Source organism: Pacificimonas sp. ICDLI1SI03 (assembly GCF_054740865.1).
Map to the genome: position 1 here is coordinate 1,092,402 of NZ_JBSQAU010000001.1, position 24,872 is coordinate 1,117,273.

29 protein-coding genes are annotated in these 24,872 nt (G+C 57.1%); 11 read left to right on the forward strand and 18 right to left on the reverse strand.

From position 1 onward, the window contains the following. Positions 1 to 125 precede the first annotated feature (125 nt). The 4 genes from ACSMXM_RS05270 to ACSMXM_RS05285 all read right to left on the reverse strand — a co-directional run bounded on the left by ACSMXM_RS05270 (position 126) and on the right by ACSMXM_RS05285 (position 3,353). On the reverse strand, positions 126 to 350 hold the full coding sequence (locus ACSMXM_RS05270) for a hypothetical protein (RefSeq protein WP_460314590.1): 225 nt from the start codon (positions 348 to 350) through the stop codon (positions 126 to 128). A gap of 152 nt (positions 351 to 502) precedes the next feature. After that, positions 503 to 1,225, reverse strand: coding sequence for a uroporphyrinogen-III synthase (locus ACSMXM_RS05275; RefSeq protein ID WP_460314592.1), 723 nt, complete (start codon positions 1,223 to 1,225; stop codon positions 503 to 505). Beyond that, entirely contained in the window at positions 1,222 to 2,187 is a 966-nt protein-coding gene (locus ACSMXM_RS05280; RefSeq protein WP_460314594.1) for a DMT family transporter, read from the reverse strand. Before ACSMXM_RS05280 ends, ACSMXM_RS05275 begins: the two co-directional genes overlap by 4 nt. A 47-nt stretch (positions 2,188 to 2,234) precedes the next feature. Further along, on the reverse strand, positions 2,235 to 3,353 hold the full coding sequence (locus ACSMXM_RS05285; RefSeq protein WP_460314595.1) for a rod shape-determining protein: 1,119 nt from the start codon (positions 3,351 to 3,353) through the stop codon (positions 2,235 to 2,237). 163 nt (positions 3,354 to 3,516) lie between these two features. Between ACSMXM_RS05285 and rnk the strand changes: the two genes are divergently transcribed. From rnk to ACSMXM_RS05300, 3 genes are all read left to right on the forward strand, one after another. Continuing rightward, a complete protein-coding gene (gene rnk / locus ACSMXM_RS05290; RefSeq protein ID WP_460314597.1) occupies positions 3,517 to 3,939 on the forward strand; it encodes a nucleoside diphosphate kinase regulator in 423 nt (140 codons plus the stop codon). A gap of 327 nt (positions 3,940 to 4,266) precedes the next feature. After that, a complete protein-coding gene (locus tag ACSMXM_RS05295) occupies positions 4,267 to 5,181 on the forward strand; it encodes an IS1595 family transposase (protein ID WP_460314599.1) in 915 nt (304 codons plus the stop codon). A 190-nt stretch (positions 5,182 to 5,371) separates the two neighbouring features. Further along, positions 5,372 to 5,968, forward strand: coding sequence for a hypothetical protein (locus ACSMXM_RS05300; RefSeq protein ID WP_460314601.1), 597 nt, complete (start codon positions 5,372 to 5,374; stop codon positions 5,966 to 5,968). A gap of 280 nt (positions 5,969 to 6,248) precedes the next feature. Here ACSMXM_RS05300 and ACSMXM_RS05305 read toward each other — a convergent pair whose 3' ends face one another. Beyond that, positions 6,249 to 6,710, reverse strand: coding sequence for an Rrf2 family transcriptional regulator (locus ACSMXM_RS05305; protein ID WP_460314602.1), 462 nt, complete (start codon positions 6,708 to 6,710; stop codon positions 6,249 to 6,251). 103 nt (positions 6,711 to 6,813) lie between these two features. On the opposite strand from ACSMXM_RS05305, the gene hmpA reads away from it, so the two are divergent. From hmpA to ACSMXM_RS05330, 5 genes are read left to right on the forward strand one after another with little or no spacing between them, the layout of a single operon-like run. Then, complete coding sequence (hmpA, locus tag ACSMXM_RS05310) at positions 6,814 to 8,022, forward strand: NO-inducible flavohemoprotein (RefSeq protein ID WP_460314604.1); 1,209 nt, start codon at positions 6,814 to 6,816, stop codon at positions 8,020 to 8,022. A gap of 15 nt (positions 8,023 to 8,037) precedes the next feature. Beyond that, a complete protein-coding gene (locus ACSMXM_RS05315; RefSeq protein WP_460314606.1) occupies positions 8,038 to 8,439 on the forward strand; it encodes a group III truncated hemoglobin in 402 nt (133 codons plus the stop codon). A 21-nt stretch (positions 8,440 to 8,460) separates the two neighbouring features. Further along, on the forward strand, positions 8,461 to 9,174 hold the full coding sequence (locus ACSMXM_RS05320) for an alternative oxidase (protein ID WP_460316359.1): 714 nt from the start codon (positions 8,461 to 8,463) through the stop codon (positions 9,172 to 9,174). Beyond that, positions 9,167 to 9,466, forward strand: a complete 300-nt coding sequence (locus tag ACSMXM_RS05325; protein WP_460314608.1) for a DUF1971 domain-containing protein — start codon at positions 9,167 to 9,169, stop codon at positions 9,464 to 9,466. Before ACSMXM_RS05320 ends, ACSMXM_RS05325 begins: the two co-directional genes overlap by 8 nt. Beyond that, positions 9,463 to 9,747 carry a hypothetical protein gene (locus ACSMXM_RS05330; protein ID WP_460314610.1) on the forward strand — a complete coding sequence of 95 codons (285 nt, stop codon included), beginning with the start codon at positions 9,463 to 9,465 and terminating at the stop codon, positions 9,745 to 9,747. The genes ACSMXM_RS05325 and ACSMXM_RS05330 overlap by 4 nt, the downstream gene beginning before the upstream one ends. On the opposite strand, the gene ACSMXM_RS05335 is transcribed toward ACSMXM_RS05330, so the two are convergent. Continuing rightward, entirely contained in the window at positions 9,744 to 9,872 is a 129-nt protein-coding gene (locus tag ACSMXM_RS05335; protein WP_460314612.1) for a hypothetical protein, read from the reverse strand. The two genes, ACSMXM_RS05330 and ACSMXM_RS05335, sit on opposite strands and share 4 nt — an antisense overlap. Positions 9,873 to 10,376: 504 nt before the next feature. Between ACSMXM_RS05335 and ACSMXM_RS05340 the strand changes: the two genes are divergently transcribed. The 3 genes from ACSMXM_RS05340 to ACSMXM_RS05350 all read left to right on the forward strand — a co-directional run bounded on the left by ACSMXM_RS05340 (position 10,377) and on the right by ACSMXM_RS05350 (position 11,747). Further along, the gene (locus ACSMXM_RS05340) at positions 10,377 to 10,865 is read left to right on the forward strand and encodes a GIY-YIG nuclease family protein (RefSeq protein ID WP_460314614.1); all 489 of its coding nucleotides are present in this window, start codon (positions 10,377 to 10,379) and stop codon (positions 10,863 to 10,865) included. A 477-nt stretch (positions 10,866 to 11,342) separates the two neighbouring features. Next, on the forward strand, positions 11,343 to 11,579 hold the full coding sequence (locus ACSMXM_RS05345) for a hypothetical protein (RefSeq protein WP_460314615.1): 237 nt from the start codon (positions 11,343 to 11,345) through the stop codon (positions 11,577 to 11,579). Positions 11,580 to 11,591: 12 nt separating this feature from the next. After that, positions 11,592 to 11,747, forward strand: a complete 156-nt coding sequence (locus ACSMXM_RS05350; RefSeq protein WP_460314616.1) for a hypothetical protein — start codon at positions 11,592 to 11,594, stop codon at positions 11,745 to 11,747. Positions 11,748 to 12,339: 592 nt separating this feature from the next. Here ACSMXM_RS05350 and ACSMXM_RS05355 read toward each other — a convergent pair. The 12 genes from ACSMXM_RS05355 to ACSMXM_RS05410 form a co-directional block, all read right to left on the reverse strand. Beyond that, positions 12,340 to 13,953 (reverse strand): hypothetical protein, encoded by a 1,614-nt coding sequence (locus ACSMXM_RS05355; protein ID WP_460314618.1) that lies wholly within the window; start codon positions 13,951 to 13,953, stop codon positions 12,340 to 12,342. A 10-nt stretch (positions 13,954 to 13,963) separates the two neighbouring features. Next, entirely contained in the window at positions 13,964 to 14,110 is a 147-nt protein-coding gene (locus ACSMXM_RS05360) for a hypothetical protein (RefSeq protein WP_460314620.1), read from the reverse strand. 153 nt (positions 14,111 to 14,263) lie between these two features. Further along, the gene (locus ACSMXM_RS05365) at positions 14,264 to 14,620 is read right to left on the reverse strand and encodes a hypothetical protein (RefSeq protein WP_460314622.1); all 357 of its coding nucleotides are present in this window, start codon (positions 14,618 to 14,620) and stop codon (positions 14,264 to 14,266) included. Positions 14,621 to 14,702: 82 nt separating this feature from the next. Then, positions 14,703 to 14,960, reverse strand: coding sequence for a hypothetical protein (locus tag ACSMXM_RS05370; protein WP_460314623.1), 258 nt, complete (start codon positions 14,958 to 14,960; stop codon positions 14,703 to 14,705). Continuing rightward, complete coding sequence (locus ACSMXM_RS05375) at positions 14,957 to 15,649, reverse strand: hypothetical protein (protein ID WP_460314625.1); 693 nt, start codon at positions 15,647 to 15,649, stop codon at positions 14,957 to 14,959. Before ACSMXM_RS05375 ends, ACSMXM_RS05370 begins: the two co-directional genes overlap by 4 nt. A gap of 85 nt (positions 15,650 to 15,734) precedes the next feature. Beyond that, positions 15,735 to 16,157 carry a hypothetical protein gene (locus tag ACSMXM_RS05380; protein ID WP_460314627.1) on the reverse strand — a complete coding sequence of 141 codons (423 nt, stop codon included), beginning with the start codon at positions 16,155 to 16,157 and terminating at the stop codon, positions 15,735 to 15,737. A 48-nt stretch (positions 16,158 to 16,205) separates the two neighbouring features. Next, positions 16,206 to 16,868: a hypothetical protein gene (locus ACSMXM_RS05385; RefSeq protein ID WP_460314629.1), complete on the reverse strand. Its 663-nt coding sequence runs from the start codon at positions 16,866 to 16,868 to the stop codon at positions 16,206 to 16,208. Positions 16,869 to 16,876: 8 nt separating this feature from the next. Beyond that, complete coding sequence (locus ACSMXM_RS05390; protein ID WP_460314631.1) at positions 16,877 to 20,227, reverse strand: hypothetical protein; 3,351 nt, start codon at positions 20,225 to 20,227, stop codon at positions 16,877 to 16,879. Further along, entirely contained in the window at positions 20,224 to 20,991 is a 768-nt protein-coding gene (locus ACSMXM_RS05395) for a hypothetical protein (protein ID WP_460314633.1), read from the reverse strand. Before ACSMXM_RS05395 ends, ACSMXM_RS05390 begins: the two co-directional genes overlap by 4 nt. Beyond that, positions 20,988 to 21,350: a hypothetical protein gene (locus tag ACSMXM_RS05400; protein WP_460314635.1), complete on the reverse strand. Its 363-nt coding sequence runs from the start codon at positions 21,348 to 21,350 to the stop codon at positions 20,988 to 20,990. Before ACSMXM_RS05400 ends, ACSMXM_RS05395 begins: the two co-directional genes overlap by 4 nt. After that, positions 21,340 to 24,378: a phage tail length tape measure family protein gene (locus ACSMXM_RS05405; protein WP_460314637.1), complete on the reverse strand. Its 3,039-nt coding sequence runs from the start codon at positions 24,376 to 24,378 to the stop codon at positions 21,340 to 21,342. Before ACSMXM_RS05405 ends, ACSMXM_RS05400 begins: the two co-directional genes overlap by 11 nt. Before the next feature lie 133 nt (positions 24,379 to 24,511). Further along, on the reverse strand, positions 24,512 to 24,850 hold the full coding sequence (locus ACSMXM_RS05410; RefSeq protein WP_460314638.1) for a hypothetical protein: 339 nt from the start codon (positions 24,848 to 24,850) through the stop codon (positions 24,512 to 24,514). Positions 24,851 to 24,872: the final 22 nt, after the last annotated feature.

Sequence of the window (24,872 nt, forward strand, 5' to 3'; positions counted from 1 at the left end):
CGACCCACTTCATGCTGAAAAAGGGCCTCCTCCAGCGGTTCTTCCTAAGCGCCCTCCGTGTTGGGCACCAAAGCTGACTCCAACTGTGTATCCGGCAGGACAGCAATTTCGTCCATAATCATCGATTACGAGAGATCGGTATTGTTCCCGCGCCCTATGGGTTCGAGTCGTTCGATCGAAATTGTCACGTAGCAATCCAGATTGCTGTCGTCGACGTCGATGAGCAATTCGGTGGGATCGCCGTCGGTCTTTTTAGTTACCGATTCCATATCGCCTAGTTCGGTGTCGTCCGATTTAATGAGATCGGCCTCTAGAAGCTGGCATTCGGCCAGATCGAAAGCGATCCGCATGTCACCTGCTGCGGAGGCTCTCCTCAGCGGACTTCTCGATCCTGTCTTCTGCTCAATCTGCAACCTTTTCCTCAACGCTGTCACATGCGGACAGCATACTCGCAGATCCCAGCAGGCGAGAGACGGCGTCCATTCCGCAGGTATTGGGATATTCAAAGCGTTCGATGCCGGACCGCTTGCAGCATGGTGTTCTCATCAGGCCGGTCCGCCACGCTTATGCAAGCGCCTCGGAGTCCCGCGAATGGCGAGGCCGCGGTGCGCGAGATGCAAAAGATTGTTCCCGTGAAGTCGGCCGGAGAGCCATCCACGACTTGCCTTACGGTTCGACCGGCACGCGGAGAATGCACCAGTATGCCATCTATGCTCCCTAGCGGCGGTAGCGCGGCGGTGAGTTCCTTTACGGGAATAGCCTGCGTTTCGTAGACCACGATCCTCCTTGTTCGATAACCGGCGCTCTTCAGGTTACCGTCAAGATCGCCAGCAGGCTGTCGAGCGGAAAGATGGAAGATCGTCTGACCAACTGGAATTTCTTTGCGGACAAGATGCTCGAGATCGCGAACGTCACCGCTCGCCGATCGTACATTGCGGTAGCCGACAGAGATTGCCGCGCGTGCGGTGCGGTCCCCCACTGTGAGAACAGGAAGGTCGAGCAGTTCCGGCCTTGGCCGATGATGACGGATGCCGTGGGCAGAGGTGAATACCAGAACGTCCGGAATATCCATCGGCCAGGCCGCTCGCACTGCGCAGGACCCGAGTACCGGCACCGCCAGCGCGCACAATCCCATTTTATGTAGACGAGCGGAGGTATTGGCGTTGTCGGGCTCAGTTCGGGTCACCCAAAAAATCGGTTGCCAATTCGATACGGCGTCGCTCACCTGGCGCTTCCTCCCGGCGCTGAGCTACCTCGGACTCCCTGAGAGGCGGTTCCCACGGGGGGTTGCTGTCCCCGTCCTGCGAATAGAATTCCGCCTATGATCAGGAAGAGGCCGATGGCGTGGAAGGCGTAAAGCCGCTCATTCAGAAATAGGATAGCGAGACCAGCGCCGAGCACTGGCAGGATATTCATGTACATGCCCGTTCCAGCCGAACCGATAAGTTCGACTCCTCGGTTAAAGAACAGATAAGCCAGGACAGAAGGAAAGATACTTACGTAACCTATTGCCCAGAAACTATTCCATTGGGGGCTAATCAATTTAGCCGATTGAATCTCAATTGCATAGAAGGGTGCAATGAAGACGATGCCGATGACCAGCGTAACAGCGAAGAGGCTCAACGGGTGGATTGAGGGTCTGCGACGCAGCATGACGGCATAAATCGCCCACAGAAACACCGCAAAAGCGATGATCAGATCACCTGCATTGAAGCGGAGGTCGGCGAGAGCGCCGAGGTTCCCGCGCGCTATGATCGACAGGACACCAAATAAGGCGACGACTGCCCCGCCGATCTGCCGCCATGACGTCGTATCCCCCATCGCGAGCGAGCCCACCACCAGGATGAGCGCGGGCTGTCCGGACTGCAGCAGCATCGCATTAAGTGCGGTCGTTTCCTGAAGTCCAGTATAGAGCAGTGTATTAAAAGCGCCTATTCCAAGACATCCCAGGAGCGAGAGGATTTTCCAATTCCGCTGTATAAGACGCCAGTCGCGTTTCAGATACCGCCAGGCAAAAGGAAGAATGATAAGAAGGGCGAAATTCCAGCGCCAGAACGCCAGCGCCACGGGCGGGACAAGCTCGCGTGCTGCTCGCGCGATGATCGCATTACCGGCCCAGAACAACGCGGTGAAAGTTAGCAACACATAGGCGCGCGACCATATCGTACCCAGCACTCGCGCGACCACGTTTGTTCTCCTGCAGCTATGAGGTGATGGGTTTTATTAAGTCGCGCTCATTGTTCCATCACGCGCTCGAGCCCTCTCGCGACGCAACCCGCCGCATCATCGGCCACGGAAACTGAGATGCCGCACTCCCGCGCAATCGCATCGGCTAGGAAGTTCGCACAAATCCCGCCTCCGGTGGCTACGATCCGTTCATCGAGCAGATCTGCGGCGAGATCGGGGGACAATTCACCTAGCACAAAGCGGGTGGCCTCTGCGAACTTGGTGAAGTGTTCCTCGAAAACCTGATCGAATGTCGATGCCTGAAGGATCAGCGTTCCAGGAAGCCGCGTCCGCAGATCTCGACCCTTAATTTTCACCGTTTCAGCAGTTGGCGAGGAGCTCCGAGTCCGCAGAGATAGTTCTCTTTTGAGATTTTCCGCCGTCAGCCGACCGATCAGGAAGTGGAATTTCGTCTGTAGATATTCGCTTAAAGCCTCATCTAGACTTTGCCCGCCTAGGCGAACCGAACGACTTCGGCACTGACCGTTGATAGAGAAAACGGCAATTTCGGTCGTGCCTGCGCCGCATTCGACAATCATAGAGCCGCGAGCCTCGCCTACGGGCAGACCGGCGCCAATCGCCGCGGCAAAGGGTTCGCGGATCAAATCGATTGGACCCAGACCAGCATCGTCGGCGGCAGCGAGCAAGGCATTCGCCTCCGCCTTGGTTGCGTCGGCAGGAAGGCCGATCAAAGCACGCGGGCGAGAGCGACGAGCTTTGCCGTATATTGATGCAAGGCCGTGTGCCAGCAGCGCGCTGGTGGCTTCGATATCCTGCAGGACACCTCTTGCAAGTGGCCGGCGAACGTTGAAAGTTTTTGGAACTCGGTCGACCATAGCCAGAACCTCTTTTCCTGCTGCGATAAATCGGGAACGCCCATTCAGATCCTGAAAATAGCAGAGTGAGGGCTCGTCGAAGACAACCCCCGCGTGGGGGACTACGATGCGCATGTTGGCGGTTCCCAGGTCGATAGCCAGATCCGGCTTCTGCCGTCGCCCGAACGTGTGAAAATTGATCATTTCAGCCAGATAGTACTTCCGAACATGAAAGTCGCCGACATTTAAGGATAAGACCAAATCCGAAGATGCATTTGACGAGATGATAATTTGAGAGCACATAACGAACATGGTGCTCTCGCGTCTCCTGAAGCGTCACTTCGCCCATGCAGGCCAGCTGCCCGTAGGCGCGTGCGCCTCGTCTCGACCGCAATAGGCTGGTCCAGGCGAGGCTCTCGAACTTTCCTAGCCCCGGCCGTGCGATCGCAGCGCGACCTTTTTTGCGAGATTAATCATGTCGAATTTAGTCGACGGCGAAAAGCCGACAATCCACCTCATCGATAGCGAAGCCGATGCCTTGTCAGATTTGGCGATGGCCGCGGAAGCCCGGTCTCCTGAGGTAACGGCAAAACTTTTCGAAGAGATCGTTCGCGCTAGTATCTACGAGCGTGACGAGCTCCCCACTCATGTCGTGACCATGGGTTCTTACGTCGAATTTGTCGATGAAGGATCTGGTGCCAGCCGAACGGTCCAGCTGGTCTGGCCGGGCGAGGCTAACATGGAAAAAAACCGACTCTCTGTGATGACTTTAGTGGGAGCGGGACTAATTGGAATGCAGGAGGACACAGCTATCGAATGGCCGGACCGAGCCGGTCATGTCCGGCGGTTGAGGATTGCCAAAGTGAAGCAGCCTATTCGAGATAAGGAGGTCGCGTGAACATTGGTTGCGGGGCGCCCGACAAGCGCGCAAGTCTTGCCTGTATCCGCAGCGGCATTGTGTCGTGTCCCAATCCTGATGCGAGAGTGTAGAGCACGCGTGGCCCGTAGAACGCTGGTTAGCCGCGATCAGGATGAGAACTGATTGTCGCGACCTTTTGAAGGTCGGTCTAATTGACGCTGGCAAGAACTATGTATCTGTTTGATTTAACGCTGGCGTCAGCCTCGCGCGGCGCCATCGAACTTATTACCGCCTGCAGACGACTCTGGGCGAAGCATCGGCAATTATATACTTTACTTAGCAAGCCAGATTTGCTACATAATGCGTATGGACATCAACATCACCGACCCGATTTTTCACGACGCTGACAAAGCCGAAGCGCACATAGAAGCCTCGCGCTGGGGTGGTGAGCCGGTTTGCCCTCACTGCGGTTCAACACATGTCACGCGCATGGGCGGCAAGACCCAGGCGGGTATGTTCCTTTGCAACGATTGCCGCGACAAGTTCACCGTCCGAACTGGCACCGTCATGGAGCGCAGCCACCTTCCCCTAAACAAATGGCTTCTCGCTACACACCTTATGGCCGCCAGCAAGAAGGGCATGAGCGCGGCTCAGATGGGCCGTATGCTGGGAGTCACTTACAAGACTGCATGGTTTCTTTGCCACCGTATCCGCGAAGCCATGGACGGTGCTACCGGCAACGGCCCTCTTGGCGGGCCAAACACCGTTGTCGAAGCCGACGAAACCTATGTCGGCGGCAAGCAGAAGAACCGCTCTACGCGCCGCGTAAAGCCGAAGCAGCCTGTTGTCGCTCTAGTTGAGCGTGATGGCCGCGTCCGCAGCTTCCACGTTGCCAACGTCAATGCAAAAGACCTTCGTGGCCTAATCGTCACTAACGTGCACCGTGATAGCCATCTGATGACCGACGAAAGCATGGTTTATACCAAGGTAGGGCGTGAGTTTGCCGGTCACAGCGTCGTCAACCACAGTGCGAAAGAGTATGTCACCACCGGCGGCTTCAAGCACAGCAACACCGCTGAAAACTTCTTCTCCATCTTCAAGCGCGGTGTGATCGGCACCTACCACCATATGAGCGAAGCGCATCTAGGCCGCTACACTGCCGAGTTCGACTTTCGTTATAACACCCGCTCAATGAACGACGGGGAGCGCGCTGGCCTCGCTCTGAAAGGCATGGAAGGTAAGCGCCTGACTTATCGGCGGATTGATAAACTCGCCGCCTAAGACGGCTGCAATCGTCCCCGTTTTTGGAACGCGCCGCAATCGCTATTTTTTGTGAGACTCTTGACCCTTCCTCTTGCTAGCCTTGTGGGGTTTGTGAGGGGTGGAAAGCATATTTTTCAGCGCCGCTTCTCGACGGGCCACTGTCTCGGCTTCGGAATAGGTATCTTTCTTGTCTGTCATAGGTGGTTCCATGGCTGCTGAAATACTCAATTTCACAATTCAAAAAGGTGCAACAAGCACATCAACCGAGCCGCCATTTATTTTCTCTCCCGCGTCCGAGGCTCTTGCTACAGCGCTTGGCCTTATCACTTTGGAATGGGCGCACTTTGAACAGGTCCATGACGGTCTAATAAGCGCGTTGGTCGACTTCAATGGGAGCCATATTCCACGATGGGAGCGCAGAGCGTTCAACAAAAGACAGGAACTACTTAAAAATGAATGGCTTTCGTTTTGCGCAGGTCACGATGGGCTAAAACCTGAAATAAAGAATATAAACCAAGATATTGCGCCAGCAAAGTATTTTCGCGATTGCTTGTCGCATAAGCAACTCGTTGTAATACATTCCGAAAAAGGAAATTGCGTAAAGTTCCGAAACTTATCTGGGGTAAGACCCTACACAAAGTCTTACAGCTTTGACGATTTCGAAAAGTTCAGGGCTTGTCTAGCTAAAAACAAAGGCAGAATTAGTCGCTTGTACGATGGCGAATATCAGCTGCCATTCGCATGTGACGATATATCTCACGTACGGCAACTTGTGGGTAAGGGCAATCGCTACCCTCCCACGTAACTAATTCCCGTACCCCAACTTGCTCCATCTCTGGCGTGACTACAATTTCAGCGCCAGCCTGTCGTTTATCCGATTCGCACATTTGGCTTGCTCACTAAAGTATATAATTGCCGAAGCATCCTTGCTAAAACCAAAGGGAATGCGCCGAACATGACCTGCAATGCAACGATATCTCGCCGGGGGTGCATCCCCTTGCTATATCGGATGCGCCCGCGTTTCCTTTCTCAATAATCGTGTCTTTGAGCTAGCCATACACCCCTTTTGAAAATGTCTCTGCCCATTATTGGCTAGTTCGATCAGGAGACATTGCGCTAAACTGAAGAAGATCAGTCAGTTCAGCAGCGTTCTGGGTCAAATCCGCGATGGTATATTCGTCGAGAACCTGAAAGAACGCCTCCATTGCGTCATTTAACACATGTTTCAGGCGGCAGCTGGGTGAGATAACGCAAGTGTTGCGCGCACTATCAAAACATTCAACCAACGCCAGATTATCCTCGGTGTCGCGGATAATTCCACCGACATTGATGCGCGACGGAGGCCGCGCGAGCCGCAGACCGCCATTCCGGCCCCGCACGGTCTCGATGTGATCCTTGACGCCTAGTCTGTGAGCGACCTTCATCAAGTGGTTTTTGGAAATACCGTAAGAATCGGCGACCTCCTGAATAGTGACCAATCGGTCTGGACATAGCGCCAGCTGCATCAGAAGCCTTAGTGCATAATCGCTGTAAACGCTTAATTGCATGGACTTTTCCCAAAGAGGTATTTTATGGGTTGCTTTATCATGTGCGCAGTCATATTAAAAGATAGACGAAAAATGCATGTTAAACAATCGAAGAAAGTCGGCTATGAGTGAGGCGCTAAACAGAGATGTTATCGAGGTCATCAAGGCGACCATTCCGACGCTTGAAACTCACGGGCTTCAGATTACCGACGCCATGTATGGACGCCTTTTCAAGCATGAGCATATTCGCGCGCTGTTCAATCAGTCCCATCAGGGTGCGGGCGGAACACAGTCGCATGCATTGGCAGCGGCAATTCTGGCATATGCCCGCAACATAGAGAACCTGGACGCAATGGCAGCGGCGGTAGAACGCATTTCACAGAAACACGCCGGGCTGCAGATTGTACCCGAACATTATCCTTTCGTGGCGACCGCTTTACTTGGAGCCATAAAAGACGTTCTGGGCGACGCCGCGACGCCGGAGATCCTTAATGCCTGGGGGAAGGCCTACTGGTTTCTGGCAAACATCCTGATTACGCGTGAAGAAGAGATCTACGCCGAACATGCGTCCATGCCCGGAGGCTGGAAGGGATGGCGCGAGTTCGTCGTCGCGGACAGGATCCGGGAAAGCGATACCGTGATGTCATTCATCCTGAAGCCCCGCGATGGCAACGCCATCGCGGCGCACAAACCCGGTCAGTATCTTACGATCACGCTGTTGCCCGATGATGCAACGGCCATGAAACGCAATTATACGATTTCCAACGCGCCGAATGGCGAACATTATCGTCTGAGCGTGAAGAAGGAGCCCGAAGGGCTGGCATCCAGATGGCTTCATGAAAAGGCTATGCCAGGCACCGTCATCAAGGCAACGGTGCCTGCAGGCGAGTTCTATTTGAACAGCGATGCAGGTCGTCCCATTGTTTTGTTGAGCGGCGGTGTCGGCCTTACCCCTATGATCAGCATGCTGGAAACGATTGTGAACGACAAACTGGGTAATCCCGTGCATTTCGTCCATGGAACGCTGGACGGATCGACGCACGCGATGAAAGATCATGTGAGTACGTTGGTTCGAAAGCATGAAAACCTGGACGCTAGAATCTTCTATTCGGCTCCCAGAGCCGAAGACCGGCAGGGTACTGATTTCGATGCCGAAGGTCTCGTTTCCGGTGAATGGCTGCATCAGAACACCCCGATAAAGGATGCTGATTATTATCTCTGCGGCCCGACGCCCTTCTTGCGGGTTTTCATCAACGCGCTGAAGACGGCCGGGGTTGAATCGCAGCGCATTAATTTCGAATTTTTTGGCCCCCCGCAGAGCCTGGACGCATGAGGGGGGTCATGGATCATGGAGACCATTTCACCCCTGACCGAAGCGTCGCTCGCCCAACTCATTCCTGAATTTTATGAACGTGTACGGGGCGATCCCCTTATCGGACCAGTCTTTGAGTCCGCTATCGACGACTGGAAGCCGCACCTTGAAAAGCTAACCGCCTTCTGGTCGTCGGTCATGCTGACCAGCGGGCGGTACAAGGGAAATCCGGTTGCTGCCCATGCAAAGCACGCCCAGGCTTTGACCCCGGCGATGTTCGACCGTTGGCTCGCCATCTGGCGACAGACTACGAACGACCTGCTGCCGGAAGACGATGCGCTCGCGATGCAGGCGAAGGCGGACAGAATTGCTGAAAGCCTGAAGCTCTCCCTGTGGTTCCGCATTTCGGAAACCCCACATCCACCCAGGAGAACATAAATGGTCAACAAAACCCTTCAGATGCTCCCCGAAGCGGAAACACGGGAACGACGGGCCGAGCCTGCCACACACCGTCAGCCGTGCGGCGCATCGGATCGCTTCGCCTACGGCTTCACGAAATTGCTCCGATTTTGCGCCGACACCTTTTTCGCCAAGCGCTATGGCCATCGTGCCATCGTACTCGAGACGGTCGCGGCGGTCCCCGGAATGGTGGGAGCGACCGTCACACACCTCAGCTGCCTGCGCCACATGGTCAATGACGACGGCTGGATTCGAACGCTGATGGAGGAGGCGGAGAATGAGCGTATGCACCTGATGACGTTCGTTAAAATCGCACAGCCATCGATGTTCGAGCGTCTGGTCATCATGCTGGTCCAGTGGATCTTCTATGTCGGGTTTTTCCTGCTTTACCTAGTTTCGCGCCGCACGGCGCACCGTGTGGTAGGCTATTTCGAGGAGGAAGCTGTGCTCAGCTATACCCTCTACCTCAGAGAGATCGACGAGGGACGCGCGCCCAATGTCCCCGCCCCTGAAATCGCGCGGCACTACTGGCAGCTCTCGGACGACGCGACGCTTCGTGATGTCATCGAAAAGGTTCGTCAGGACGAAGCCCACCACCGCGATGTCAATCATGGTTTTGCTGACCTTCTGAACGGCGGTTCCTTTAATGCGGAGAATATCACGCCCTATCCCGCACATGCGGCAGAGCTTCATGAGGAGACCAGTCATGGATAGCAGCCAGCCCTACAGCACCTCGCCCATATTCGACGAGATTAGCCTGCCCACGGCACTACGGGAGGAACATCGCACGAAGGCCGGGGTATGGGGCATTATCCGCGCTCTGGAAGGAAGTCTGGAGCTTCACTTCGAAGATGGTACGCCCACCCGGATCGTCACGCCGGGTGAACCGGGAGCGATACTGCCCGATCAGCCGCATTGGGTTCAGCCTGGTCCTTCGATGAGGATGCAGGTGGATTTTTATAATCATGAGCCTGTTATCGGTTCCGAAGAAAGGCGCTTGTCATGACTACTCAGGAAAACAGATCCCGTCAACGCGCAGCGCGCGCCAGCTTCAAACGCCTGATGTTGTATGTGCTTGCCGCTGCCGTCGTAATGGAGATTGTTCTTCTTGTTTACCTGTCAATGACCGACTCTCTGACGCGCACAGCGGTCATTGCCGCCAGTATCGGCGTCATGGTGTCGGTCATTCTGGGGGCCGGATTGATGGCGCTTGCTTTTCTCAGTTCGAATAGCGGCATTGACGAAGCGGCGGGGCGGCAGGTCGATGGAAGTAGGAACACAGACTAGGCCGTGTTGATAAAAGAATCCAGCCATAGGAGCGTGACGGCAAGATTGAGGAAGCTCTCAAAGGAGAAGACGGTCTTGTCATAGCGGGTGGCGATACGCCGCTGTTGCTTGAGCTTGCCGAACATGCGCCTGACGCGGTTTCATTGCCGTCGCCAGCTCCGGAGAGTCCGGGCAAGATCACGATCAAGCTGCCGAGCGGGGTTAGACTGAGCGTCAATGTCTCGTACGATGCCCAAGCGCTCGGCCGCGTATTGTCGGTGCTGGTGCGATGATCGCTTTCCCGTCCGCGTCACGGACATGGCTCGCTTGCGGCGTGACCGATATGCGCAAGGGCATGTGCGGACTCGCGGTGATGGCGCAGGAAATTCTGAATGAGGTGTTGAATTGGATGGCTCCCAACACCTCAACGTCTAGATTGGTCTTCCGCTACTATGACAGAATAAGCGTGCAAATATGACAATGACAGGGTGTGCTAGCGGGCCGGGGCCGGCTGGTGAGTCCTGCTGGGTTCGAACCAGCGACCTACTGATTAAAAGGCCGTAGGTTTTGCCGTAAATTCAAACGTCATTCCGAAAGATTCTCGTTTTGTACGCTTCATACGCGTCAATGGGTTAGAAAGGAATGTCGGAATGAAACGATACACGGACACCGCCAAGCGATGCCTTGTCTACTTCATGCAGGGTGAGGACGGCGGACCCATAAAGATCGGTCGCGCTCGCAACCCTGCCAAACGGCTTAAGGCTGTCCAGCTTGGCCATCCCGCCCCATTGAAGATACTGGCGACACGCTACGGGGGTGCTGCTGAGGAACGGCGGCTGCATCGCAAATATGCTGAAAGCCGAATGGCGGGGGAGTGGTTCGCGCCGACAGACGCACTGCTGCGCGAGGTTCGGTTCACAAAAGATCGCGAAGTGCTGGAGCGGATTGTAGACCGGGCAGAATGGGCGCGGTCCGTCCCTATCGCTTGGTCCGACCTTGACAAGGTGGCAGCGCGCCTAAGCCGCCGCCTAGAGCGTCATCCTGATTTAGGGCGCCGTCTGCGCGATGCAGGCTACCGCTATTCCCCAAAGGGTGCAGCCCGTCTTTCCTCCCTCCCCCATCAGGGAGAGACGTCATGACCCGCCGTACAGACTTACTAGCCCTTGCTGATCGATGATCTACGTCCCCACCCAGACCCCCGCCAACACCTGTTCTATGTGCGGCAAGTACGGGGGTTATATACAGGGTGGGCTAGGTCACGCGTGTCAATGCTGGCAGAAGCATGAACGGCGGATCAAGGAGGTATGCAGGGAGCGGAGCGAGGGGCACCCGATGGGCGTATGCTTTGAGAGGTCGAGTGAGTACGTCAGACACGAATGGCCGTGCTCATCTTGTGCGGAGGTTATAGCATGAGGCGACCTAAACGAGAGATTGGAGATATAGACTGCCTTTTCCTGTTCCTAGCGGCGTTGGCTATCGTCCAAGGATTAAGTATAATCAGCCATGATCTTGCGGTTGCCGGTGGCGTCATAATTGGTGGCTTTGCCCTCGGTAGAGCGCTTTCATGACCACCCTACCCTGCCCCACCTGTAAGCGTGATATGAGCGGAGAGTGATATGACCGAGTTCAACATTTCAGTGCCGCCCGAGGCTTATGGGGCAACGGCCATGCTCTTGGTTGCAGGATTCCCTGATAGCTATAAGGATGCGAAGACACGATGTCTCGTAAAGGCCCATCTTGACGGTGCAGAGCCGCAATGGGGACCGATCCGGAAAGACGGGCTTTGGGATCACTGCGCATTCGTAGATGATGGAACATTCACGCTTCTGTACGTCATGGAAGCGCCCACCTGAGCGGAGACCGACTTGACCCCACTTGATAGAGCAGCACGGGCGCTAGCGAAAGCGCAGAGCGGTACGGACGACTGGGATGCGCTGGACGCTGAATTGCAGGACAAGCTGCGGGATGAAGCGCGAGCGGTGATTGAGGCGTTTCAAGAGGCGGGCGACAAGTCTGATTGACCTCACCGCCTCTGCCCGGCGTTCCGTAGGGCGGTAATTATAGATTTGAGGAGCAAGCCAGATGTACGAATCGGATAAACGACAGGCCGGTGCTGAAATTGAGATTACGTCTGCGATGATTGAGGCGGGGGTCCACGCTCTTTGCGAGTGGGAGGACAGTACCTGCCCCTACCCAGTAAAAGCCGTACATGCGATATATCTTCGGATGGAAAGGGCAAAACCCAAAAGTCATCGATAAGTGCGGCGACCAATCGCGACATGAGCGGCTCCTTGCCAGATCGTGCCCAGGTGAGCCTCTATTTTAGAAGTCACTAGGACACCTCATTGATCTACACCCACCGCCCCACACCCCTGCCCGGTTCTGATCCTGCCACTGACAGGGAAGTCATGTGGGAAGGGCAACGCATAGGCCGTGTATCTCTGGATGAGAATCTACCCGGTGGCCCTAAATGGCATTGGGCATGTCAGTTCATAGATCCGTTCACTGATCACCACGGATACGCTGACACGCTGGTAGAGGGGCTGGAGGCCATTAAATACCGGCATGAGAGGCAGGGGTGCCCGGGCGGGAAGCCGCCGCCAGCGAAGCGGATCACCCCTCCAGCGCTTTAATCAGCGCCTGCCCGTCGATCTTCACGGCGTTGAGCCGCGCCAGTTCCGCCATCATTTCATCGCGGGGCGGAAAGCCCTTGTCTCCCAGGATGACGCGCGGGCCAATCGACATTAGGTGCGTCTCATGCTGCATCTGCCTGTAGCCCACACCGCCGAAATATACGTCGGGCCAGAAAGTGCGATAGCGGCTGAAATACAGGAAGTCCTCAAACGACACCTTATCTTTCATCATGCCATAGTCGCGGATTTTGAGACCTGTCTGCCACACGATGGGAACACCATCCAAAAGGATGCCATGATAGCCGTCTGCCTCACAGGTGCCATCGGGATAGACAGTGTTTAGGCCCACAACCTGTTCGATCAGGCCAAAGCGGTCCTTCGCCATCGGGATCGTCCCCGGCGTCGTTTGGCCATGTGTCGTACCACGGTCGATATAATACCCATAGGAGGCGAGGCTCAGGTGTGTATCGGCAAGCGGGCCGGGATTATATTCGTCGAAGTTCAGCCGGAAGGATGAGCTATCGCCGTCAGGGTTGCGTCCTCCCCAACCACCTGGACCGTTCGGCGAATGCGGGATCGGCGACGACGGGCTGTAATTATGGGTGTTCGTCAGCCCCCACAGCTTGCCCCCCATGGTCGGGCGCCAGGACTTATCGAACCGCGCGAAATACGACAGGTAGAATGTGTCGCTTTCCTGATCGCCCAGATCAACCAGTGGCCCGGCCATTACCTTTTCCTCGCCCATAGGGACGATGCCGTGAACGATGCCAGTTTCCTGATCAAGCATGTGGAACTCGTCGAGCGTAATGATTTCCCCGGCTACCAGTTCGCGTATCGGCTCCGACGATATCGGAATGTCGGCAGCGATGGTGCGCGGCGTCGTGTCGGTCAGATGCACCGCCAGTGTGGTGGAGTTATACTGCTTTTCTGCCGACCAAACCGTAAGGGTTGCCGACTGGACCGGGCCGGGTTCGTATTCATCGAAAGCGATCATCGCGGCATAGGCGCGCATCGTCTCATTCTCGCCAAGAGACTTCGCGGTGCTGCTGTCGAAATAGCCGTCGCGGGTAGGCTTATACTCCATCCTCTCGCCATCAGGACGGATGACGGTCAGGACAGGCGGCAATGCACTCTCACGCGTCTGGAGGAAGCTGTTCGTTCCCGGCGCATCGAGGGCGAAGTCGGCGCGCTTGCCGGTGAGCAGTTCGGGGTCGAGTTCTATCGTGATGGCCCGCTGCTTGTCGATGTCCCTGAATTCTGCACTGCCCAGCTTTGCGCCGAAACGCGTGTCGCCCCATGGCAGGCGCAGGGATGCATCCCGGAAGTCGCGGGACAGGGTTTCGTTCCAGAAGCCTTCTGCCTCCATGACAGGCGTTGGAGCAGGTTCAGGGGCAGGGATTGGCAAAGGTTCTGGAAGCGGCTCAGGGGTGGGCGCCGCCTTGACCGCCGCGACGATGCGATTGCGGAGTTCATTGATCTGGTCCTGCCGATAGACCGCCTGCCTCCCACGTAGATCAACCTCCCGGAGATCAGCGGACTGCTCTAGAAGGTGATGATCGAGTTCGTCTAGAAGTGGTTGCAGGCGGTCCATCATGGCAAGCCTCCTATCGTGTTTCAGGTTCGCACTGAGACGCCGGCGCGTCAGGTGCGGTGCAGTCGACTTCGCCGGGGCCGGGGTTCACCTTGGTGACTTGCGGTTCATCACAGGCAGCAAGGGCCAGCAGGGCAACGGGGATGATAATACGGATCATTGTTTGCACTCCAGTTCAGGAAAGCTCTCGCAGGACCATGCCTGAAAAGCCGAGACGTGCGCTCTGAGACGGGTGATCGTGCCGTCCTGAGCGCCGATGAACCGGGCTACGTCCGCCGTGTCGGCTTCTGGACCCGGAACCATTGGGTGAGCCTCAGGGGGTGCCATGAGAGGCTGTGGGGGCGCTGCGACCAGCGTATCTGCTCCGCAGGCGCTCAAGAGTAGCATTGAGCACGGGATCAGCAGGCGTCGCGCCGAGGACTTGTTCAGCATTATTGATGACCTCCTGTAGGTCTGCGTCATTGGCAGCGGCTTCGGACATGCCGTTCATCAGCACGTCGAATGCAGCCATGTTGGCGGCGGCGGCGGTTTCAGCCGTTTCCACGCGGGTTTCGAGCGCGTCGTTCCTATCTTTCAGCGCGTCGATCCGCTGGCCCTGCACGAATATCCATGCGGCAACGGCAGCGATGGCGAAGTAGGGTAGCCAGCGGAGGGCGAGGGCGAAGGTCATCCTCCGTGGCCTTCTGTCAGCCAGCACTCGCTTTGAATGTCGCCGCCCCAGCCTTCGGGTGAGATTATGGTGTGTGTGCTCATCACTTCATACCCATCAGTTCGGTTTTGCGCTCACTGCCCTTGGATGAACCAAAGCGATTGCTGACCACGCTGCCGCCCCAGCCAAGGCACAGGCCAGTGCCGAGCAGAACAGCGTCACGGCTACCTTCCGGCACCTCAAAGAAGATCAGCAACGACAATAGGCCAAGGCCGCCGACCATCGCTGTCATTCCCACCGCCACGTCGAACCAGTCGAATGATGCAGGCTTGGGCTGAACACCCGGTCCGGTTTCGCTCATTTCCATTCTCCCGCTGCCAATGCGTCTTGAAAGTCGACCGCATATTCCGCGATCAATTGGTCTCGATCCGTGCCGTTGATGATCCGGCGCGCATCCTTGAATTCACGTTCGGTGGCGCGCGGTTGAGGCAGGTAATCCGCCAGTTTTTTGCGGCTGAACCACCCTTTCTCCATGCCGTCGATCAGGATGCGCACGGCGTTCTCTGGCACTAAAGCAAGGTCGGGTTCGGCCAACAGGTCCAGCCCCAGTAATTCGGAGGCACGCGCATAGTTCGACCGGCCCGTTATCTGGACGAAGCCCCTGCCGTGGAAACGCACCCCGTCACCCGGTTCGGTATTGCCCAGCGCCTTTGCGATTGCAGGCTTCTTTCCTTCCGGGTCGTACCGGTCGTGAAAATACTGGTCGGTGCCGAATTCATTGATAGGCTTCAACCGGCTCTCATGCCATGCTGTGGCGAGCGCATAGGCTACCCACGACATAGGCCAGTGAGAGGCGCTGGCGAGCAACGCATTGATGCTGTCCACCCGCACCTGATCCAGCGGCCCTGTGATCGTGCGGACCTCTTTGAAGAACGTCTCGGGACTGCGGAGTTTGTTCCCCGCGTCCTTGTTCATCTCAGCGAGTATCTGCTCAAGGATAGCGACCGTCTGCCGCCCATACTCCAAAGCCGTCTTAACACGCTCGATCACCGCCTCGTCTCCCATATCATTCCACAGAGCAGCAGGAGCGCCAGGACCAGCGCCTCGGCTGTGTTAAGGGGGCGGAATTCAGTCATCATTCCAGCCCATGGTACGCCTCAAGGCGCGTTATGCGGCGGTCGACAGCCATAAACTGGTTGGCTACGTCGCGGCGCTCGGCGGCGGCATCTTCCCGCGTGTATCGACTTTCGCTGGTCTGTTCGGTGGCGCGGGTCAGGTATTCTATCTGCACCTTCATCGCGGATTGGCTGGTGCTCATGCCCTGCACCGTGACCCCCATCCAGCCGAGCAGGGCTATAACAACGGCAGTGATAACAGTAGCGACGCCCTTTTCGGTCTGCGAAAGTTCCAAGGTACGCGGCTCCTTCACATAATCCTTACGCAGTCCATCCAGCTTCGCGGAGAACTCTGAGGAGATTTCCGCAACGGCACTCTTGGCCATCGCTTTGGCCATCATGTTAAGCTGTGCGAGGTCGCCCTCGTGCGGAGTGTTGGGCATAGCTATTCCCCCTGCCCTTCTGGCTCTTCGCCTATTACCGCCGTCCGATCAGACATTGCCCAGCACCTCGGCAGCGCGGCCTTCATCGATCAGGCCCACGGACTCGATGTATTGCACCCCCGCCACCGTCATCGGATCGCTGGGAGAAATGAATTCCGCCTGGTCGAGCGCGTCGTAAAAGTCCTGAACGACATCATCCTCGCTCGCGCGGATCAGCGCCCTTTCGGGCATCGTAAAACGCGAGCGGAATTGCAGTGCAGACCAACGGACAGGAAGGACCGGGGGCGGCGGCGCTTCCGGTTGAATATCCTCCAGGCCATTAAGAACCGCGCCTATGTCTGCGTCATTGTCCGCCTGCTTTTCCGCTTCCTCGATCTGGCTGTAGATCAGCCGTTCGACTTCCTTCTTCATATCGAAGTTCGGATTCTTGAAGTCGGTGAGGTCGAACGTGCGGGTGTGAGCCTCAAAGATCATCAGCCCGCCAGTCGCAGAGACTGCCACTTCCCCGGCCTCATCCAGAAGCGCAGCCGACACAGTAACCCCGCACCCGCGCGGCCTGACGACAGGATCGCCATTCACGGGCGCATTCGTGCTGATCGGCGTCGTCTTTATCCGCACCCGCCACAGACGCCCGCTTTCCGCAACACTGAACCCATAGTCCGTATCCTCTGCCGGCAGAGGAAGGTCGGTGCGTGTGATGGTGAGGGTCATGTCGAATCCTAGCTACTGGGCAGTGGGTAAGGGCCGGGATTGTAACCGCCGGAACCAACCGTACCGCCGCCACCGCCGCCGGTTGAGCCGCCACCCTCACCCGTCACAGACGGCGAATATCCGGCCGCAATTTCGATACGGTCGCGATAGAACAGGCCGGTCGGATCATTGACCAGCGCGACGTATGTCGGGGTAGCAATGCCACTCAGGTTTGGATCGACCACGTAGATTTGAAACGCTGTACTGTAGGGAACGGTCACCGAACCGGCACCGTAGTTAACCTCAACAGGCCCACTTGTGCCTGCCAATACGCGCTTGTGCGCGGGCACATTGACGGTGATATTCGTGCCGTTGTCGACGTAGTTTATTACAAGATTGCTGGCGTTCCGAGGCCCAAGCACAAACGCCGTATTATACATCGCAGGGTCAGTGATGCGCCCAGTTACTGGATCGATTCGGCTAACGACTGGCTGGTCAGCCGTCACGTCCGCACCCGGTGCAACGGGAGCAACATATCCTGCCGCGAAGGGGCCGTAGTTCACCATCAAGCGCTTGACGCGGACCTCCCCGCCCGCACCTCCAACATGCCGCCACAGAACATAATAGCGCTCTGCTCCCACTGGCACGCGTACCGCCTCGATCATCGCGCGCTGATAGCCGACACGCGTGGCGATCCGGCCCGGAACCGTGGACAGGATAGCGCCCGCCGCATTGAAGAAACGCAGTTCAGGCCGAACCAGCGCACCCGCTAACGTCTGCATCCGCATCGATACGGACATAAACTGCCCAACTTCGATCCCAGCATCAGCTAGAAAAGGCTTGTAAATGCTCTCCGGGAAGCTTTCGCCGACGACCTTGGCGGACACCGATGACACTTCCTCGTGTCCCAGAAAGCGGGTCGATACCAGATTGCCGGTGTTGGTAGCGGCGCCGCGTTTGGGAATTGCGTATCCAGCAGCAATCGGACCCCGATTGAACATCAGTTCCTTGGCTTCGATAACGCCGCTGCCGCTTCCCCGGCGAACAATGGCACCGACTGAAACCGCACCTGATGGAACGTAAATGTCTTCAACTGTGGCCCGCGTGAAAACCGTGCGATTCACATAAACCGGCTCGGTTACGTCAGGGGATATGTTCCCGCCGTTTCCATCCAGAAACCTTACGTCGAGACGGCATTGATCGCCACTCGTTACATTCCTGATTAAAGCCGAACAGGATATTCTATCCCCGACGGAGACTCCGACCAAATCGAGAGGGATACGCGCAATATCGTAACCAAGATCGGGGTTTGCCTCCCCAATAAAAACCTGCCCTGCGGTCGTCGACGTAAGATGTTGCGCCAGGTTAATACGGACTAGGTTTTCCGTCTGTGATGGTGTGCGGGTCGCATTATCCTCAACGTTTTCGGGAGAGGCCTTAATCCATAAGCTGCCGTTCCAGCGCTTCAGCGCTTTGGTCGTAGGCTGATACCAAAGGTCACCTAACCCCTCCGCAGTGGGGGCGCTTTCTGCTGAAAACGTGGTGACCTTTCCATCCGCCGTCGCCTGCGCCCCTGCCGCAGCCGTGATAGCTGTTCCGATTGAAGCGTCCTGCAAGGCAACCCAGCTTGTGCCATTGTGCCGGTATAGCCGGTTATCGCTGGACCTGATCCAAAGATTGCCGACAACCGCATTGCCGCCAGTCGGTGCCGTGGATTGATAGAATGTCTCGATCTTGCCGTCTGCGAGGGCTGCGGCGTTGGCAGCGTCTGTAAGGGCCTGAGAGATGTCAGCGAGTTGGGCAGCGGTTGCCCCAAAGGTGGCCACATCAACCCAAGCTGAGCCGTCCCAGCGCTTCATCAGCTTGGTGCTGGAATTATACCACAGATCACCGACCGCCTCTGCCGTGGGGGTCGATGTCGAATAGAAAGTCGTTACTTTTCCATCGGCGGTGGCCTGTGCGCCCGCTGCTGCGGTTAGAGCCGTGCCGATGCGCGTGTCCTGAGCAGCTACCCAGCTTGAGCCGTTGTAACGGTACTGCTTATTGGCATCGTTTGTGTCGAACCATATGTCGCCTATAGACGCGGTGCCGGGAGGGTTGTCTTGATAGAAAGACTGGATCTTGCCGTCGGCAACGGTCTGCGCGTCAGAAGCAGCGGCGGCAGCAGCAGCAGCGGCGCTGATTGCATCATCCGCCTTTGCATCAGCACTAGCTGCCAGAGCGGCGGCATTCGCGATTGCAACGGCCTGATCTCGGATTGCGGGGCTAATGTCACCTGACGAATGCACGTCGACCGTTGGCGAATATCCAACCGTGACCTTGTGGACCGGAGGCAGTGCAACCCCTTGCGACACATTACGGACCAAGGGTGCGGCTGACCGATCTATCTTTAGAGCGATAGGCGACTTGCCGGTAGCAAAGAGCCCCATCCTCCAAACGCCGTTCTCATCGGGGATCGCATATCCCCCAACCTCGGCCATGATCTTGCGATAGACTTCACCTGCGCTAACCCGATCCACTTGATACCAGCCGAAATCGTAGGGAAATGCACTGTCCAACGCAGCGGCGGATGTGGAATTTACCGTCTGGCCGAAGCTTTCGAGAATAGCCTTGACGATTGCACCAGCCCGCGCAGTCCCCGCGCTGGCATCAAACACGATCTTGCCCGTAGGCTCTGCCCCAAGCCGCACATATCCAGTAGCCGGAGATTCTGCCCACTCGCCAGGTTCAAGCTCCAGAGCGGCAAGCGCGCTATAGGTCGTCGGCTTCGTTGCGACCGATGCGCCAAGCGTGATGCCGTTCTCATAGGCGAGGGTGCTGCTGTTGATCGGGCCATCGTTAAGTTGCCAGATCCAGTTGACGGGATCGACCAGGACGCCTGGAACGGCAAACACCTTGCCCGCCATCCATGGACGCAATTGCCCAGCCATCGATGATGGGCCTTCCGCACCACCCGTCCCCGCGAACGTGCTGGCCAGCAACGGTTCCTCTAGCGCGCCCTCATTCCCGCGCAGGGGTATTTCGCCCTGAAGGACGCTACCGCGCACGAGCGGTCCGCTACGGCCCGTGAATACGCGTTCATAGTTCAGAATATCGTTACCGGCCCCGCGCCATATGCGAACGTCGGCGCCATCGAATGAGTAGCGAGACCAAATGTCTTGCTCGGACGTGAAACGCAGACCGATCGATCCGTAGTCAATCTGAATCGATGGCAGTCCCTCGCCATCGAGAAAGTTGATTTCCGTGCGCGGCGAAGAGACAAGGACGGGAAGATAGCGCTCATTGCTGATCAGCGTATTTTCGGCGTCAGCCGAACACAGGCGGATTGTCTCGACAGCTTGGGTTTCATCCAAAACGTCGATTGAGCAAATGAGCGTCATAGCCCGTTGCTCAATATCTGAATTTCATTCTGCCATCCGTCATGGATAGGGTGCGAATTCTCGTAGCTGCGGATACGGCCAAAGACGGCACTGTCCTGAAGCTTCGCAGGCTCATCGGGGAACGGCACGAACAGGACAGGGCGGCTTGCCTTCGCCCGCTGTAGGAAAGGCCACCATGTTTCATTCCAGAAGGCGTCCGTCAGCCAGGAGAAACTGACCCGCCATCCAGGCAGGGCAATCTTCTCGTCGACCTCTTCCCAAGCAGGGCCTTCCGCAATGATCGACTGATCCTGCAAAAGACGAGACACGCGGCTATCGAAACCGTGTGGGGCTTCTGTTTTCAGACCCGTGAGGACGCGGGCAGCCCTTATCGGGGAAAGGGCTTTCGTGAAGTCAAAGCGAACATAACGACCAGTGACCGGCGAAGGAGCCGTATGGACAAGCCGCGCATAATCTTGCGTCTTCTCCCCAGACCACGCAGGGATAGTGCCGCTGTCGTAAGAGGGTGCAGAAGTGGTTCCAGAGACAGAGGACCCAACCCGAACGCGCCACGTATCAGTTGCCGCAAGATTGCTGCCGAGCGCAGCAAAACAGTCCTTCGATATACTCGCGCCCAGATCGATGGTGATATAGGCCGTAGACGCAAAAACCTCATAGGCGAGGTTCGGCTTATCGTTCAGCACATCCGCCGCCAGCGAACCAGAGGAGGGCGTAGTGCTGGCCGCAATCGACGCGTTCAATGGCAAGCAGAAGAAGGGGTTCATCCGCGCACCTCAATCGTTGAAGATTTACCTTCGATGTCGATGGCGATGCCGGCAGGCAGGAAGGTGCCGGACTTGGCGTTGAACCGGTCGAATTCGCATGTGAACGTGGGCGGTGAGCCGTCCAGATCGGACAGCTTCAGCCCATAGGCCCCCGTCTCGACGGTGAATGCCTGCCCAAAGCTACCGAGGCGCGCCGCAATGCTGGACGCCAGGGAGGTGGCGCCAGTTAAAGACGCAATGTGCGTATCAACCAGAACTTCCCGCGCCTGCGGATATGTCGTCTTGACCGATGGGGTGGAGTTCACCTTCAATTGATACGGGACAAGCAGCGCACCTGCGCGCGTTGGGTCAACGGGCACTCAGGCCTCCATTCACGAATGAGAAGTTGAGGCCACCGTTCGCGGAGATGCGCGCCAGCTGCTCTTGGATCGCTTTCAGATTGTCGTTGGCGATGACGTTCTGCTGATAGACTTTCGCGGCGATTTCATTGTTCTCACGCTGCAACTGCTCCGGTGCACCGCTTTCGAACCGGCCACGTGCCGTGCCGAGCGCGCTTTCGGCGTCAGCAAGAAGCTCCTGCCGGATCGACTGGAACTCCCGCGTTGACGTGCCGTAAACATCGCGGGCCAAGCCGAAGCGCTCCTGCCCAGCTTCGGAAAATTGATCGCCGGTGATCTTGCCCGCCTTGAAGTCAACCTCAGCCTGATTGTACCGCTCCGTGGCGGCGTTCAGGCGGTCCATGGCAGTGACCCCCGAACCTTCGCCAGAAAGCTCCCGCTGATAGTCCAGAAGCGGCGCAAGGATCTGATCCATGACCGTCTTGCGTTCCTGCGCGTAAAGCTTTTCGACGTTCGCCAGTTCGGCAGTCGTGGCCCCAGCGTCGCGCATGGCTTCGCTCAGGTCCATGAACGTCTTGGCGAAGTCCTTGGCCTGCGTCCCGATGGTGTCGGTGCCCTCGGCCAGGCGCTTCAGAACTGTCTCGTATTTCGCTGCGGTATCTACCGCTTTGTCCAGATCGCCCGCCCCGCGAAGGATGCGCTGCGTGAAGGTAGAGACGCCCTTTAGCGCCCCATCGGCCAACGCGTCCTGAATAGCATAGGCAACCGCCGCCTCGGCATCTTCCCCGAACCCGCGCGCGCCGTTCTTGCCCTTTAGGCTGTCGCCACGGGTGTTGACGCGGATTTCATCGCCGCGCGTACCGATGGCGACCTGGAACCGGCCCAACTCGCCGCCCAGTACGTCAGCGAGGGATTTAAGCCCCTCCTGGACAGCGCCGCCGAGCGTGCTGGCCTGCTCGTAATTGCCCTTGTCCTTACCGCCCAGCGTGAGGCTGTCAGCGCCGGTAACAACTGCGCCTGCAGTGCGGTTCGATTTGAACAACCCGCCCAGCAGACCGCCCGCAACGGAGCCGATGATAGGCCCAACGCCGGGGATGAATGATCCAGCAGCGCCACCGATTTGCGCTCCTAGCTTGCTGGACTTAGCACCCAGCATACCAAGCACGTCATCGGTAACACCGCCGATAGCTGCGCCCGCGCCTGCTTTCCCGGCAAAGGCGCCAAGGCCCTTTCCGTCTGTGCCGAAGATGCTGCCTAGCTTATCAGTGAACCCGCTAAGTCCGAGGTCGTCGCCCAGATCCTTAAAGGCACCGCTGAACGCTTTCCCGAATGCGCTATCATTACCGCCAAGAAGTGTGCCCAACCCCCCAAGTTCACCGCGAACGCCATTGTAATCGCCGGACTTGATGCCTTGGAGTAGCCCCGCGAAGTCTTGAAGGATGCCCCCAAAGCTGCCCCCTAGAACCTTACCTATCGCGACTGCCGCAATTAGGCTTTCGTCCTTGAATGTCTCAGCCGCCTTTTTCCCGAATATCTCCGGCGCAGTTTGCGTGAGGATGCGCTCAACTTCTTCAGCCTGCCCCTCAGCCGCACCTTTGCGGTACGTCCGTGCTTGGGTGGCGGTAATATCGCCTCGCCCTTCAAGAGCCGCGATAAGTTCAAGCTCTTCCCGATAAGTGCGAGCAGCGGTTGTTAAAGGGTCGTATTGAGCCTCTAGCCGTTGGAGTGTGGTAGCCGCCTCTCGCTTTTCAAGCGTGACAATTTGCTCGATATCTTCGATCCAGCGTTCGCGAGCGCGAGCCGCCTTTTCCATCTCTCGTTCACGCGCTTTAGCGGCGCGTTCGGCTTCTCTGGCGGCTTTATTGCGCGCCGTGGTTTCCCGCTTTGCTGCGCCTTCTTCGTCGCGGGATGCTTCAATGGCAGCGTCGCGCTTGCGAATAATCGCTATCGTCTGCTGCTTTATCTGCTCTGCAGTAAGATCAGTACGTTCACCCAACGCATCCATTGCGCGCTCATATTCGCGGGTAGCGGCATATGCCGCGTCTGTTTCAGCGCGAGCATCGGAAACCGCGTTCTTGTACGTCCCCGCCGCTAAAGAGGCTCTTGACTGCTCAAGTTCAGCATCATTTGCGGCAATCTTTGCTCGTAGGCCTTCAACTCTCCCCTGCGCGCGGCCAACCATAACGCCGCTCGCAGCGCCACCGCCCGAACCATCCGATCCCGAAATATCCGCAGCCGTTTGTGCCAAGCGCAGGTTTGCTTCCGCCTGCTCAAGAATGGCCTTTGTTTGTTCGCGGGTAGCAATAGTCTTCCGTATCTGCTGCTCAATTTGCTCCACACCGATGCGGAGCATTTGGTCCTGCGTTTTGTTATGGCGGCCAGTAGCCTCATCTAGGTCTTCAATTGCTTCTTTGAGGTTCTTTGCTGTGCCGAACTGACGCTCGGTGGCTTTAGCCACTTCATTGGCAGCATCTTCCGCATCGTTTAGCGAATTAACCAAGATAGTTACGGCGGCGCCTGCCAGCGTCAGGGCGATGCCCCAAGGTCCCATCAGGAACTGGCCCACCTGCCCTAGCTTCCCGTTCATACCAGACAGCGCGAAACCCACTTGCCCGCTCTGCTGTGCAAAAATGGTCATGGGCGAAATGCCCATAGCGAAGCCCTGGGCAACGTCTTGCACCTGGAAGGTTAGCTGCTGCATCGCCATGCGTGACGTGCCTGACACGCCATTCGTAAATTGCAGAGCCTCGCTGAAATCATCCAACCGAGCGCGGGCACTGATCCCCGCCGCCGTCATTTCGCCCATCGAAATGCGTCCGGTGCGCCATAGCTTCTCAGCGTTGCCGAGTTCCTGATTGTACCGGCGCTGTGCCGCGCCCAGCGGATCAAGTTGATCCTTCAGGTTCATCGCGGCTTGATCTAGGTCAGTGAGTGATCCGGCAGCGCCCTTAGCGGTCCGCTGCATACCCTGATTGGCGGCGTTGACGCGGTTTGCGCCCTGTTCCGCCCCGGAAGGATCGACAACAATGCGGATTGTGCGAGTTGTCATCGGCACCTCCTTGACTCTGGGGGCACATGCCGAAAAACTGGCATGCAAAGGGGAATAGCTAAAATGGTAAAGAAGCAATCGACGCCGGACGTATCGACGCTCGCCAGTAAGGTGCTTTCAGGTCAGAAAAAGCCTACGGCTGCGGAGACGAAGAGGCTTGCAGCGTCTGTGCTGTCTCAAGATGAGAAGAAGGGGCAGAAGCCGAAGAAAAAGTAGGCTCTGCAAGGTCCACGATGCGCTTCACGCACCGCGTTGGGATCGTCATGAATCCCGAGGCTTGAAGGTTATCCTCATCGTTGATTGCGCCCATGTTCGGGGCCAGTACCTTGGCACCAGCGCCATCCTGAATAAGCCATCCAACGGACGAACATAGTATCGCCTCTCGTTCCTCGAAATTGGCAAGATGCGACCAGCCGGGAACAGGCTGCGCGCTGTCTTCCCATTCGATCAAGACGAGCCGACAATTGCTCATGTTGCCCCTCCAAAGAAAAAGG